Raw genomic sequence first — 13,679 nt, 5'->3', positions numbered from 1 at the left:
CATCGGGGAACTGTCCGCGTCTAGGGTCGAAGGGCACGGTAGGGAGGGACCTTCTGCCCTATAGGGCCGTAGCCGGACGGGATAGGCTCGGCCCATGGAGAACACATCGACGGATCAGGACACCAAAGAACTCAGCGTCCACGACTGCTGGAAGTACCTTCAATCGGTGTCCATCGGCAGGATCGCCCTTATCAACGGCGAGGTACCGGAGATCTTTCCGGTGAACTTTGTCCCGAACTACGGGACTGTTCTTTTCAGGACCGGACCGGGGACCAAGCTCGACGTCCTTCGGGAAGGGACGGTGATTGCGCTGGAAGCCGATGGGTTCAATCGCTACGGGACCGTCGCCTGGAGTGTCATCCTCAAAGGCAGCCCGGAGTTCGTGACCCAGCCTGAAGACATCCAGGAGGCAGTGGAAGCCGGCCTTTCCCCATGGCAGCCCGGCGCCAAGGACGTACTGGTCAGGGTCACGCCCACGGAGGTCAGCGGACGGCGGTTCGTCATCAGCCCGCCGTCAAAGTGGTGGCCGCCGCTGGATCCGACCGCATCTGACGGGCATGTTTCGGGCGGGGACGCTTCCGGCGGGGTCGACGACGGAACTCAGTAAGCGCTGCGTCGCGCCTCTGGAGTGGCTCGGGTCAGGATGGTGGGGCATTGGACGTGCAGGAGCACATGCTGGGCTACGGACCCCAGCAGCACGCTCAGTCCTCCCCGGCCCTTGCAACCCATGACCAACAGCCGTGCACCCCTGGCGGCAGCCACGAGCGCTTCCCCGGGACTGCGGTCCGGATCCGGCCGTGCCGACACGATGACGGCCGGGAACTGCACTTTTATGCGCTGGACGGATGCCTCAAGGACATCCGTGTCCCCGGCAGGCTCTGGGCCAGGGCCAGAGGCATGGACAATGATCAATTCCTCATCCAAGCGCAGGGCTTCCCCGGCCGCGAAATCCAAGGCGTCGAGTGATTCAGCAGAGCCATCCACGCCAACAGCAACCCCGGAACGCAGTTGAGGGCTCACCGCCGGGATAACGGCCACATCGCTGTTGCTGGTGACAGCCACTTGGAAACTGACCGAACCGTACCCTTGCCCTTCCGTCCCTGGCCCGCGGTCCGTACCCACCACCACCAACTCGTAGTCGGACGACAGGGCCGCGATCGTTTCGGCCGGTTCGCCGGACAACCGCTTGGTGACGACATCCACAGCAGGAAAAATATCGGCCAGGCGCGCCGCTTCGCTGGTGAGCAAGTCATCGGCCCGGCCCACAGCCAGTTGACGGTCGGCCTCCCGCGGGTAAACCCACTCACCGGGAACCACATGGACCAGAGCCAAGCCAAGGCCAAGGGAATCCGCGCGGTCCGCGGCCCAGTCCGCCACAATCCCACCGGATCGGGAACCATCAAGGGCAACCAGGATCTGCATCTTCACGAACCGACGTCCCCTTCGGATTGCCAACGGTGGTGTTCTCCACTATCGGTGGGACGGGCCGCCGTCGCAAGGGCCGGAAGGCCCTCCCGCTGAACGGCTCCGTGCATTAGGGTCCACAGGAGAGCCATCGACCGTAGCCTGGCCCGCGGAAGTGAGAGGAGAACATGCGTGTTCTTGTGCTGAATCCCGGCTCTTCATCGCTGAAGTTCCACCTGCGTGACACAACAGCTCCCTCCCCGGCTGTGGGCATCCTGGCTTCCGGGCAAGTGGACTGGCCACCGGAGGACCGCTCCACTCCTGACCGCCTGAACGCTGCCTTCGAAGAGATGGACGGCACCATGAAGGGCCTCGGATCCGTGCATCCGGAGGCGATTGGACACCGCGTAGTCCACGGCGGCCCGCGGTTCACCACCCCGGTACGTGTCACTGCCGACGTGATAGCGGCCATTGAAGGACTCAGTGCCTTGGCGCCCCTCCACAACCCCGCCAGTGTTGCCTGCATTGACGCCGCTGCCAAACGGTGGCCCGGCCTCCCGCAAGTGGCCGTCTTTGACACGGCATTCCATCGCTCCATCCCTGAGTTCGCCGCCCGCTATGCCATCCCGGAGGACGCCTACCGCGCGCACCCGGTGCGTCGTTACGGATTCCACGGGATCTCGGTGGAGATGGCCTGTAGCGACGCGGCAGAGTTTCTCGACGTGGCGTTGTTGAGTGCGATAGTCGCGCATGTTGGCAACGGCGCGTCCGTCACTGCCGTCAGGAACGGGCTCAGCGTGGACACCTCCATGGGAATGACCCCGATGGAAGGGCTCGTGATGGGCACACGCTCCGGAGACCTGGACCCGGCCGTGGTCCTCCTTCTGCAGCAAGAAGGCGCAACTGCGAATGACGTTGACCACCTCCTGAACCACCAGTCGGGATTCCTGGCCATTGCAGGATCCGCAGACATGCGGAAGGTTGAAGAGGCAGCGGGCAACGGCGAACCCAGGGCACGCCTGGCCATCGACATGGCCGCCTACCGTCTCGCCAAGTACATAGCCTCCTATTCCATGGTGGTTGGCCGGCCTGACGCTCTGGTGTTCACCGGCGGCGTGGGTGAGAACTCTGCGCTCTTCAGGGCCCGGGTGGTCGCCTGGTTGGGACCACTGGGGCTTGGGCTTGATGAAGACCTGAATACGTCCGTCCAGAAGGGCACTCGCAAAATCAGCACCATAAATTCGGCATTCCCGGTGCTCGTAGTACCAAGTGACGAAGAACGCTCCATTGCAGAATCGACGGCGGCCTTGCTCGCCATGCCCCCTATGGAAGGTTGATCGCGACATGAGCCTGGATGAGAACAGCACCGCCACAAACACCGTGCCGGATGCCGGGAACTTTGACCTCCTGCACCGCTATTGGTCCGCAGCCAACTACCTGACCGTGGCGCAGATCTATCTGCAGGAGAACCCCCTGCTCCGGGAGCCGCTGCAAGTAGAGCACATCAAGCCCAGGCTCTTGGGCCACTGGGGTACCAGCCCGGGCTTATCGCTGATCTACGCACACCTTAACCGCCTCATTCGTCGCACCAGTGCGGAAGTCCTCATGGTGACGGGCCCAGGCCACGGAGGTCCCGCCGTCGTCGCCAATACCTACCTGGAAGGCAGCTACTCGGAGGTTTATCCGCCCGTTGGCCAAGACCTGAAAGGGCTTCGGAAACTGGTCCGGCAGTTTTCGACGCCGGGAGGCATCGCCAGCCACGTCGGCCCGGCCACGCCCGGCTCCATCCATGAGGGCGGCGAACTGGGCTATTCCCTCATGCATGCCACCGGCGCGGCCATGGACAATCCGGACCTGATCGTTGCCTGCGTCGTTGGTGATGGAGAGGCAGAAACCGGTCCGCTCGAGGGCTCCTGGAAGGCGCCCTCGTTCATCAACCCGCTCAGGGACGGGGCAGTACTTCCCATCCTGCACCTCAACGGGCATAAGATCTCCGGCCCCACCGTGCTGGGCAGGCGGTCGAACACGGACGTGGCGTCATTGCTCGAAGCGCACGGCTGGGATCCCGTCATCGTCTCCGGCGACGACCCAGCCCTCGTCCACCCCGCCCTCGCCTCAGCGTTGGACTCTGCCTACGCTTCGATCCGCGCAATCCAGTCCCACGCCCGCACGGAGGGAGTCACCGGACCCGCACGATGGCCCGCCATCATCCTGCGCACCCCCAAGGGATGGACAGGACCGGCGACAGTAGATGGAAAGCCCGTAGAGGGAACCCACCGCTCCCATCAAGTCCCGTTGGCCGGTGTCAAGGAGAATCCCGAGCACCTAAGGCAACTTGAAGCATGGATGCGTTCCTATCGTCCGGAAGATCTTTTCGACGCCGACGGGCGCCTTATCCCCGAGCTCGCACAACTCGCCCCAACAGGCGATCTCCGCATGGGCGCACTGCCCGCCAGCCGCGGGATGGGAAGCCGGAACCTCGTCATCCCCGATCTTGGCCGGTATGCCATCGAGGTGGTTCCCCGCGGGGCAGTGATGCACGGGAGCACCAGACCGTTGGGGGAGATGCTGCGGGATATCTACCTTGATACTGCCAGTGACCCCAGGTTCCGTCTGTTCTGCCCGGACGAAACCAACAGCAACAGGCTCGGCGCAGTCTTCGAAGCCACTGAGCGGTGCCTTCTCGAACCAGCCGCCTCCACCGAGGCCGCGCTCGCAGTCGATCATGTTTCCGCCAGCGGACGCGTGATGGAAGTCCTGTCCGAACACCTGTGCCAAGGGTGGCTGGAAGGATATGTGCTGACCGGCAGGCACGGCTTGTTCGCCAGTTATGAGGCGTTTGCGATGGTTAGTGCTTCCATGACCATTCAGCACGCCAAGTGGCTGCAGCACGCAAGGGACTTGGAATGGCGGGCGCCCGTGCCCAGCCTGAACATCCTGCTGACCTCTACTTGCTGGCGAAACGATCACAATGGTTTCAGCCATCAGGGCCCTGGCCTCATCGATACGGTTCTGTCACTGTCCAGCACCGTCATTCGTGTCTATTTCCCTCCCGATGCGAACACCCTCTTGGTCACCGCGGAACACATGCTCCACAGCAAGGACTACGTGAACCTTGTAGTGATCGATAAGCAGGAACATCCGCAATACCTGACGCTCGAAGAGGCACGGGAGCATGCAGCCGTGGGCGCATCCACCTGGGATTGGGCCGGCAATGAAACCGGGACCGCGGCCGGCAGGGGGCCGGATATTGTCCTGGCATGTGCCGGAGACGTTCCCACGCAGGAGACCCTGGCGGCCGCATGGCTCCTCAAGAAGCACATCCCGGACATGTCCGTCCGCGTAGTCAACGTCATGGATGCCATGGTGCTGCCGCCTCCAGACACGCATCCACACGGGTTGGCCGGAGAAAAGTTCGAAGAACTCTTCACCGCGGATGTGGATGTGGTGATGGCCTGGCACGGGTACGCGAGGGCTTTACACCAACTCCTGCATGGTCGCCCGCAGCCCGAGCGCTTCCATGTTCGGGGTTACAACGAGCAAGGAACCACAACAACGCCATTCGACATGGTGGTGTTGAACAAAGTCAGCAGGTACCACTTGGTGATGGAAGCGCTGCGCCGCACCCATGGGCACTTCACAGGGGCGGACCAACTGCTGGAGCATTGCAGGACGCAGCTGGACGCCCATTCCCGCTATATCCGGGAGCACTTTGAAGACCTTCCCGAGATCAGGGACTGGGTGTGGACGCAGCAGTAGCAGGCTTCCAACCCGGGTTCAGTGTTCATAGTCTGTGCTCATGAGTGAGCGGGAGAGTACTTGGCACGGTCAGCACCAAGCCGGCCTGAGCAGGGGTGAGCGGGCAGCCGACTACCTCCGCAACGGCATGGGCAGCTGGATCTTTGTTGGATCTTTCGTCCTGGTGATGCTGGTCTGGGCCGCCGTCAATTCATACCTGCTGGCCGAGGATGCCTGGGACCCTTACCCTTTCATCCTGCTGAATCTCTTCCTGTCCATGTTGGCAGGCCTCCAGGGCGCTATTCTGCTCATCGCCGCGAAAAGGCAGGACGCCATAGCGGCAGCCATGGCCCAGCACGACTACGACACTGACGTGCAGGCCAAGACGGAGATCGACCGGCTCATGGCCATCAACAGCCAACAGCTGGAACTGCTGGAGGAGCTGCGGGCTCTTCTACGCCAACAAAGGCCGATCGAGGAGGATGACGACGAAAAACCACGACGTGGCAATTCGCCGTAAGTCACAAGATCATCAGCGCTGCCTGGAAGCTTGTCTGTGCCAAACCTTTGCGGAGTCAGGAAGGCAGCGGGGTGTCCTTGGCGCCGCGGGTCGCGACGTTGTTTGCTGCAAGGTCGCGAACCATCTCGCCGCCGACTTCCCGGAGCTTCTTGGCGAGCAGCGCCGCGCTCGGGGTAACGGACGGTCAGGATGCAGCAGCAGTCCCACCTCTTGCGCGAGTCAGGGGCGCACCCTCAGCGTGCCCGGCTTCTCGCAGCGCTCGGCTCAGATCCGGTTGAGGCGGAGTACATCCTTGATATCGCAGACGAAGACCTCACGATCACCGAGCTCACCCGACTCGCCCTAGCCTGGGACGCGGACCCAGGCCCCCTCACATACCGAAAATCCGCGGCGGGGGAGAGCCTGGGTTTGAGGTGTCCGCGGATATCTGTGCAGCCTACAAATGCGGGTGGGGCATTCTGGCTGTTCCGTGGCGTGGTGGTTGGCAGTGCATGGGTCTGGTGCTAGAAGCGGATGAGGATTGTGAAGGTTTCTGCAGGGAGGTGGGTGTGGCGGGCTGCTGCTGTTCGGGCCGCATTGGGGATGTCGACGAAGTTGCGGGCGGTACTGGTGAGGCCCGGGTAGTCGTCGAACGCCAGGTCCAGCCGACCGTCGGATGCGTCACTGATGTAGACGGTCACGGCTATTCTGGGTGGTTGTAATGGTTTGTGTTCTTTTGTCGGAAGAGCGGTGAGGGAATAGTAAGGAGTCGACCCCCATCGTTGGCCCGCTGGGATGTCCACTTGGACGCTGCCTTCCTGTTCAAGTTCAGCCAGGCGGGTTCTGATGGTGTCGCGGCAGGCGGGTAGGGCATTCGTTATGTCGGTGATCGGGCTGGCGCCGTGTCGGTCGAGGTAGTTGATGATACGGGCTTTGATGCGTTCGACACTGGTCCGGGGTGCATACGTATTGGCGGTGGTAGTCATAGCCGGGCTTTCGCTGCAGTCAGAGGTTACTCATGGTGGTCAGTGCACTGGGATTTGTGCCGCAGGGCTTGGGGAGAGCCCGGAGTCTGGTACGGCAGGTGGGATCGTTTGACTCGTGGATGCGGTGTCGTGGTGGCGGCCGATGACGGCGGTGGCGATGGCGATGCCCAGAACGTTAGCCGACACCGCGGCTTCCCGGGGACCGTCGGGTAACAGCCAGTGCCCGCTAAGTCCACAGATTATGCCCAGCAGCAGTGCCGCCAGGATCCACAACGTTGGTTTCTTTTTGTTCTTCAAGACGGGAATTCCTCCGGTTATCGGATGCCTGGCACTGCGTTGTGCCAGGCAAACACATATTTCGGGCGTGAAAGATCACCGTTTGTACCGGCGCGAACGTGCAGTACAAACGTTGTCCAAAGACCACTGGTGCTGGGTGGATATGAAGCCGGTAGGGGGTCCTGGCTTAGCGGGCGGACGTCTGGCTACAGATGGGAAATATCCGTGACGGTGACCGACGCAAGGGCGACTTCCACGCCCTGCAAATGAAGCTCCATTGCACGGGTTGCATCATCGGCCGATCCGCGTTCAATCGCGGCGAAAATTGCTGCATGTTCGGCCCCGGATTCCTTACGGCGATCCACGACCTGGTTCAAGGTGTTCGACTGTTTCGCCATCGCATCATCGATGTCCTCCTGCATCGTCGCGAACACTCCGTTGCCGCTGGCGCGGGCAATACTGGCATGGAACTCCGAGTTCAGAACCACCCACTGGGACAGTTCTTCCTCATGTTCCATCGCTTCCAGAATCTCCCGCAGGCGATCGAGTTCTTCGATGGTGCGGCGCTGCGCCGCGAGTCCCGCGGCCGGGATCTCGATGTGGGGACGGGCCTCCAGCAGCTGCTGTGCCGAATACTTCCCCAACCGCAGGTCTTTTACGGCTCGGTCGGCAACTACGAACGTGCCCTTGCCTGTATGCGTCGCTGTCAAGCCCAATGATGACAACGATCTCAGCGCCTCGCGCACCATGGTCCGGGACACCCCGAACCGCTGGGCGAGGGCCGCTTCAGCCTCCAATTTTGTCCCGACAGGGATTTGCCCGGACTCTATGGCGGACCGCAAAGCGGCCAGAACACCCTCAGCGGCCCCCACTCTCACCACGGCCCCCTGACCAACTGTCCAGCTGTCCAACAGGTTGTTCATGCTCATACGATGACAGGCCCGCCATTGTGGGTCAAGAACTTCCGTGAATATGTCGCAAAGAGGTTGCTCCAGGACCGCGGCGCGATGGGAACAGCACCCTTACACAGAGGATCGGACCACAGATTCTGGATACCAGTGAAGCGCGGAGCCATCCCCCACTCCGCCACTGCGACGGTGCCGGACGCGCCGACTAGTCCACGACCGGCACAGGCGCGTAACGGCCACGCCCACTACGCGCATTAACAGGGTGCAGACTTAGGCATGAAGACTATTGCGGGCGTCAGTGTACGGAGATTGGTGCGGGAAGCGCGAACGCGAGAGCTGGCTTCGACGGATACGATGCCGGCAGAGAGCAGCCCCTACGACGATGCCGTCCGGGCAGTCCGGACGGGTGAGCTCACTGCGGACGAAGCGGCGAACCAGCTGATAACCATGATGACGGATAGGGAGATCCTCGGGCTGCTCGACGGCGACTCGCCCAGATTGGTGCTCCCGTTCATCCCGATACTGCTGGACAGGGTGCCGTTCGTGGCCGGGGCGGTTTCTCGGCTCGGTATACCGGGCATTCGGTTCAGCGACGGTGGCCGCGGCGTAGTGATCGGCGCCTCTACTGCATTCCCGGTGACCATTGCGCGGGCAGCGACCTGGGATCCATCGCTGGAAGAACGCGTCGGCGTCGCGATCGGTCTGGAAACCAGGGCGCGCGGAGCGAACTACTCGGCCTCGGTCTGCGTAAACCTGCTTCGCCACCCAGCGTGGGGCAGGGCGCAGGAGTGCTACGGGGAGGATCCGGTGCTCACTGCCCGTATGGGATCGGCACTCGCCCAAGGTGTGCGGGTGAATACGATGGCGTGCGTGAAGCACTTTGCGCTCAACTCGATGGAGAACGAGCGCTTTGAGGTGGACGTGGCGGTGGACGAACACTCCTTGCACGAGGTGTATCTGCCGCACTTCAAGGCGGTCGTTGACGCCGGTGCAGACTCCGTGATGAGTTCGTACAACCGTGTGCGAGGCGAGTACATGGATGTCAATCGGGCCCTGCTCACGGACGTCTTGAGGCACGAGTGGGGCTTCTCCGGGTTCGTGACAAGCGACTGGGTGTTCGGTACGCACGATGCGGTCGTCAGCCTCGAGGCGGGAATGGACGTGGAGATGCCGCTCCGGTTGCTGCGCGCCCGCGCGCTGCCGGCCGCACTGCGCCACGGTGACTTGGCCCGTTCCACCATGCTGCAGTCCGCGCGCCGCATTCTGCGCACGTGCGTGCAGCACGCCGCGACCCGGGACTCGGCGGTCCCTACCCGCGCCGTCATCGCCTCTCCGGCCCATCGGGCGCTTGCCCACGAGGTCGCGACGGAGTCTATCGTCCTGCTGAAGAACGAAGCCGTCGGCGCGGCACCGCTGCTGCCGTTGGCTCCCGCTACCCGGCATCTCGCCGTAATCGGACGACTCGCGGCACAAGCGAACCTCGGCGATCATGGCTCATCCCGTGTAAGGCCCCCCTCCACTGTCTCGCCCCTGCAGGGCCTGCGTGAGGCGCTGCCGGGGGTCAGGATCACCACGACGAACGGTCGGGACGAACGCCGCGCAGCCTCGTTGGCTGCCGCGGCGGAGACGACGATCGTCGTCGTAGGCCTGAACCAACACGACGAGGGCGAATCCGTCGTCACCGGAGGCGTCGACGTGGGCGTGCTCGGTCGGGAATTCCGCTCAGGGCCCCTCCGACGGTTGTTCATCGGACTCGCACACCTGGCTTCCCGGTTCGTCCGGGGCGGGGACCGCAGCTCGCTTAACCTGCGCCCCTCTGACGAGCGGCTTATCCAAGCGGTCGTCACCGCGAACCCCAGGACCGTCGTCGTGCTGGTCAGCGGCAGCGCCATCCTCACTGAAACATGGCGTGACCGCGTGCCAGCGCTCCTCTTTGCCTGGTACGGCGGTATGGAGGGCGGCCGCGCGCTCGCGAGCGTGCTGACAGGCAGCGAGGAGCCCGGCGGACGGCTGCCTTTCGTGCTGCCAACGGACACCGCACATCTGCCTTTCTTCGACTCCACGGCAAAGTCCGTTGTCTATGACAACCAATGGGGCCAGCGCAGGCTCGACGGCCAGGGCCACAGGCCCGCGTACCCGTTTGGATTCGGCCTGGGCTATACAACCATCGAGCACCGACTCCTTGACCACGCCTTGGACGACTCAGGCGGCAACGCGAACGTGCACGTAACGAACAGTGGCAACCGCAAGGGCTCTACCGTTGTTCAGGTCTACGCGGCAGATGTGTCCCTCCGTAGGCCTGTGGCCCAGCTCCTGGGCTTCCGGAAAGTGACCCTGGAGCCTGGCGCGGAGACCACTGTGCGGGTCGTTTTGGATGCGGGCCCCACCCTGCAGCGCGATTCGACCACACGGCGCTGGTCTGCCCGCTCGGGGGAGTGGGCCCTGCAAGCCAGCCAACACAGCCCGGACAGCTGGGAGAACGCCGTCAGCTTGCGACGTACGGAGGGTCTGATTGACCAGGAAGGTATTTCAGATGGAAAGCCGGCCTGATGTAGTCGGGGTGGTTCGGCCGATTATCCGGGAAGATCGCGGAACGTCGCCAAGGTCCCCTCGACACGGACAGGCAGCGTGTCCTCGCCCCGCAGCATAGCGCGTACCAGCCGACGTTCCTCCCAATGGAGAAGCCGGGACGCCCGGCCTGGGCGCAGCACCAAGTCTCCGTCCGGGGTCGTGTAGCGCTTCTGCAGATCCGCCAACTCCTCCTCTTGCAGCAGTGCAACCGTGCTGCCCGAGACTTGGTCGACCAATCGGACCAAGGACGACGGCCCCGTGAGATCGGTCGCGACGAAGCGCTGCTCGCTGGCGGCAAGAATCGTCCTTTGCGCCGCCCGTGTTACCACCAGCGGACGGGACGGCCCGCCCAGCAGCTCGCTAAGTACGTCGGCCGCGGCATCGGGGCGACTTGTTCTCTGCGCCGCCGCCTGCATCTTCTGTAAACGGCCGGGTTCACGCAGCACCCCATCGATCTTCCAGCCGATGGTTGCCGCTGCGTTGCATCGGACTGCCGCCCCCTGCTCCATGAGGTAATCGCCGTTGCGGACCTCCTGACCAGGGATCGGGTTCACAAGCACCATGGGGAGCCCTGCGGCCATGCACTCCGACGCCGAGAGCCCACCCGGCTTGCCCACGAACAGGTCCGCGCGCTGAAGCAGCCGCGGCATTTCCGAAGTGAATCCGAGCACGCTGTAGCGGTCGCCAGCCGACGCGACGAGCGTCTCGATGCGCTGCCGGAGCGCATCGTTGTGTCCGCACACGACTGTGGCTGTAAACGCGGAGCGCATATGCATCGTCTGCCGCACCACCGAGACAGCGTAGTCGCCACCGGTCGCGCCCGCCGAGATCAGTAGCATCGGCGGCTTGTTGGCATCGCGCACGGGCGCTGGAAGGAGCTGTTTGCCGATCGGAATTCCAGAAGCACAGACGCGGTCGGAGGGAAGGCCGAGCGCCATGAGCTCTACCTTTCCCTCTTCCCTCGCCACAAAGATCTTATGGAACGCGCCTGTGAGTGACAGGCCCTGGAAGTCATAGTCGGTGGTCACCACAGCTGTCCGTGCATCAACCACGCCGCGAAGGAGCAGTGAGGCCAACAGCTGAGCGGGGAGGAAATGCGTGCAGACAATCGCGGTGGGCCGGAACCGCTTGATGGCACTGACAACCGGGCCGGCGTTCACCCGAGTCCAGGGGTCGATCGGGCCACGACGCCGGAACGGCGGGTTGCTGATGTCATAGCCCCACTCGACCAGCCAGGGTAAATCCTCCACGAGGACGAAGTAGCCCTTGCCCAGCAGCGCGCGGTAGAGAACGCTGCTCACCTGCAGCACGTCAAGCACCTGCACCTCGGCGATGTCATCGCGTGCGGCACATGCTTGCTCCACCGCCGCCGCAGCGCTGTTATGCCCTGATCCCACGCCTGCGGACAGGATCAGTACGCGCTGTCCGCTGGCGGTGGCTTTGGCTCGTGCCGACGTTGTGCGCATGAGGAGAGGCTAGCAGGCTGCATTCCTGTGGAGGGTTGGCCCGCACCTCTTCATGGATCGGCATGCTGAGGACAACATGACGTGGAAATCCGCTTGGAATCTGGTCTGGACAGGCGTCCCGCGAGGCGTGCAGCCTTCGTCGATCCAGGGTGCACCGACTTTGGCGGCCGCAGTGGCGGTCGCCGCATTCAACGGCGGCACAGCCATCGGCACCCGGGCCGGTGCAACGGCGCTCGAGTCGGCACTGGGAGTCCTCGGCCCCCTCGTCGTGGCAACCATCATGGCGTCCCTCGGGCTGCTGACGCTGCTGCTCTTCGCCCGATGCAAGGCGATGACCCAGCTGAACCACAGAACCAGGCTCGCGCTTTCGTCGTCGTTGCGCGGTCGAAATGGCTGAGGTTCGCCGTTTGGTGCAGGCGCTATGCAAGCCATCCTCCCAGGAAGTGAACCGCCCGGGTAGTGTTTGCCCTAGCCGACAAAGGGGTCATCATGAGCTACAAATATCGAACAGTCCGGGTCCGCGGTACCGAGCTCGTTGGAACAATTGCCAGGAAGCACGGGGCTGCGGCTGAGATCTACGAAACATCCAAGGACCTGAGCACATCGGTTGTTCCGGTGTTCTTCGAGGCAACGGGTGAGATCCGCTTCTTCGATAGGTCAGCGCTGGAGGACGTGGTGGCGCCAGTCGGTTGACCGCCGATGCACGCGCCGCCAGGGCTCCGGATCTGGCCGTCTTTTCTCTGCAGAAAGGGCTTGGCCATGTCCTTCGGGCTCGATGGAACGGTGATGGGCGAGCTGATCATTTGTCATGAGGCTTCCTTCCCGGCGGTGACGCAGGAAAGGGCGGCAGAGACAGCCCGGTTGCGTGGCCGGTTCTGTGCAGGGACCCGGGTGGAAGCTTCACGGCGCTCACCCACGGTATTTTCTATGGTTCCAACGCCCTCCACTGTCATCCGCACGACGTCCCCGGTCTTCAGCGGCGGGGGAGTCTTGGCACCATTGCGTCCCCATAGTTCAGCGAGGCATCCGCTGCCGCAGGTACCGGATCCGAGGACGTCGCCGGGGCGCACTACCGAGTCCTGCGATGCGTACGCGACCAGTTCGGCGAATGGCCAGCCCATGTTGGACAACAGATCCTGGCCAATCTGTTCACCGTTGACTTCCACGGCCATGGAGATCGGCAGGAAGCCTTCGCCGTCGTGCAGGTGGTCGAACTCGTCGGCGGTCACAATCCAAGGACCGAGCGTGTTGGCGAAGTCCTTGCCTTTGCAGGGGCCCAGACTGACCTTCATCTCGCGACGTTGCAGGTCGCGAGCCGACCAGTCGTTGAGAATGGTGTAACCAAAGATGTGGCGGTGGGCATCTGCCGCTGACAGGTTACTGCCGTCGCTTCCCGGTACATGTCCGACGACGGCAGCTACTTCGGTCTCGAAGTCCAGTTCGCTGCATCCCGCCGGAATGCCGATCACCTCGCCGGTGCCCGTCACGGTGTGCGGATTCGTGAAGTAGAACGTAGGTGCCTCATACCATTCGGCCACCACGCCCGCTACGCCATCGATGCTTTTCCGAACCCCCTCCACGTGTTCCTCGAACGCCACGAAGTCCCGGATGGTGGCCGGTTCCAGCGGTGCCAGCAACTGGACGTCCACGAGGGCGACCGAAGGTGCGCCGCGAAGCGTTTCCGCGGCAATCTCCAGAGTGGCGGCAAGCCCGGCACCCAACAGGTCATTCACGGTTTGTCCCTCCGACAACTCGAAGCAACTGCCGTCATCCACGAACCCAGCGTGAGTGCCGCCGTCGTAAGTCCAACGGGCGATCTTGACCATGTGTT

At 63.3% G+C, this 13,679-nt stretch carries 13 protein-coding genes; 7 read left to right on the top strand and 6 right to left on the bottom strand.

Features of this window, described 5'->3' with window-relative positions; genetic code table 11:
- Positions 1 to 94: 94 nt before the first annotated feature.
- Positions 95 to 607: a pyridoxamine 5'-phosphate oxidase family protein gene (locus N7568_RS02465; RefSeq protein WP_261608321.1), complete on the top strand. Its 513-nt coding sequence runs from the start codon at positions 95 to 97 to the stop codon at positions 605 to 607.
- Here the strand turns inward: N7568_RS02465 and N7568_RS02460 are convergent.
- Entirely contained in the window at positions 601 to 1,422 is an 822-nt protein-coding gene (locus tag N7568_RS02460) for a universal stress protein (protein WP_261608492.1), read from the bottom strand. The two genes, N7568_RS02465 and N7568_RS02460, sit on opposite strands and share 7 nt — an antisense overlap.
- A 170-nt stretch (positions 1,423 to 1,592) precedes the next feature.
- Between N7568_RS02460 and N7568_RS02455 the strand changes: the two genes are divergently transcribed.
- Genes N7568_RS02455 through N7568_RS02445 form a run of 3 tightly spaced genes read left to right on the top strand, consistent with a single transcriptional unit; the run spans position 1,593 to position 5,662 of the window.
- Positions 1,593 to 2,741, top strand: coding sequence for an acetate/propionate family kinase (locus N7568_RS02455; RefSeq protein WP_261608320.1), 1,149 nt, complete (start codon positions 1,593 to 1,595; stop codon positions 2,739 to 2,741).
- A gap of 7 nt (positions 2,742 to 2,748) precedes the next feature.
- Positions 2,749 to 5,163 (top strand): phosphoketolase family protein, encoded by a 2,415-nt coding sequence (locus N7568_RS02450; protein WP_261608319.1) that lies wholly within the window; start codon positions 2,749 to 2,751, stop codon positions 5,161 to 5,163.
- Between the two features lie 40 nt (positions 5,164 to 5,203).
- A complete protein-coding gene (locus N7568_RS02445) occupies positions 5,204 to 5,662 on the top strand; it encodes a DUF1003 domain-containing protein (RefSeq protein ID WP_261608318.1) in 459 nt (152 codons plus the stop codon).
- A 503-nt stretch (positions 5,663 to 6,165) separates the two neighbouring features.
- Here the strand turns inward: N7568_RS02445 and N7568_RS02440 are convergent.
- From N7568_RS02440 to N7568_RS02430, 3 genes are all read right to left on the bottom strand, one after another.
- Positions 6,166 to 6,627, bottom strand: a complete 462-nt coding sequence (locus N7568_RS02440) for a hypothetical protein (RefSeq protein ID WP_261608317.1) — start codon at positions 6,625 to 6,627, stop codon at positions 6,166 to 6,168.
- Positions 6,628 to 6,666: 39 nt separating this feature from the next.
- Positions 6,667 to 6,924: a DUF6518 family protein gene (locus tag N7568_RS02435; protein ID WP_261608316.1), complete on the bottom strand. Its 258-nt coding sequence runs from the start codon at positions 6,922 to 6,924 to the stop codon at positions 6,667 to 6,669.
- Between the two features lie 185 nt (positions 6,925 to 7,109).
- A complete protein-coding gene (locus tag N7568_RS02430; RefSeq protein WP_261608315.1) occupies positions 7,110 to 7,826 on the bottom strand; it encodes a FadR/GntR family transcriptional regulator in 717 nt (238 codons plus the stop codon).
- Positions 7,827 to 8,087: 261 nt separating this feature from the next.
- On the opposite strand from N7568_RS02430, the gene N7568_RS02425 reads away from it, so the two are divergent.
- A complete protein-coding gene (locus N7568_RS02425; protein WP_261608314.1) occupies positions 8,088 to 10,361 on the top strand; it encodes a beta-glucosidase in 2,274 nt (757 codons plus the stop codon).
- Positions 10,362 to 10,384: 23 nt separating this feature from the next.
- On the opposite strand, the gene N7568_RS02420 is transcribed toward N7568_RS02425, so the two are convergent.
- Positions 10,385 to 11,848, bottom strand: a complete 1,464-nt coding sequence (locus N7568_RS02420; protein ID WP_261608313.1) for an MGDG synthase family glycosyltransferase — start codon at positions 11,846 to 11,848, stop codon at positions 10,385 to 10,387.
- Between the two features lie 76 nt (positions 11,849 to 11,924).
- Between N7568_RS02420 and N7568_RS02415 the strand changes: the two genes are divergently transcribed.
- Both N7568_RS02415 and N7568_RS02410 read left to right on the top strand, forming a co-directional pair.
- The gene (locus N7568_RS02415) at positions 11,925 to 12,245 is read left to right on the top strand and encodes a hypothetical protein (protein WP_261608312.1); all 321 of its coding nucleotides are present in this window, start codon (positions 11,925 to 11,927) and stop codon (positions 12,243 to 12,245) included.
- Between the two features lie 92 nt (positions 12,246 to 12,337).
- Entirely contained in the window at positions 12,338 to 12,541 is a 204-nt protein-coding gene (locus tag N7568_RS02410; protein WP_231340190.1) for a hypothetical protein, read from the top strand.
- A gap of 113 nt (positions 12,542 to 12,654) precedes the next feature.
- Here N7568_RS02410 and N7568_RS02405 read toward each other — a convergent pair whose 3' ends face one another.
- Positions 12,655 to 13,674: a fumarylacetoacetate hydrolase family protein gene (locus N7568_RS02405; RefSeq protein ID WP_261608311.1), complete on the bottom strand. Its 1,020-nt coding sequence runs from the start codon at positions 13,672 to 13,674 to the stop codon at positions 12,655 to 12,657.
- Between the last annotated feature and the right edge of the window lie 5 nt (positions 13,675 to 13,679).

It is taken from the genome of Paenarthrobacter aurescens, assembly GCF_025421775.1.
GTDB lineage: Bacteria > Actinomycetota > Actinomycetes > Actinomycetales > Micrococcaceae > Arthrobacter > Arthrobacter aurescens_B.
This window is presented reverse-complemented; position numbering and strand designations above follow the sequence as displayed.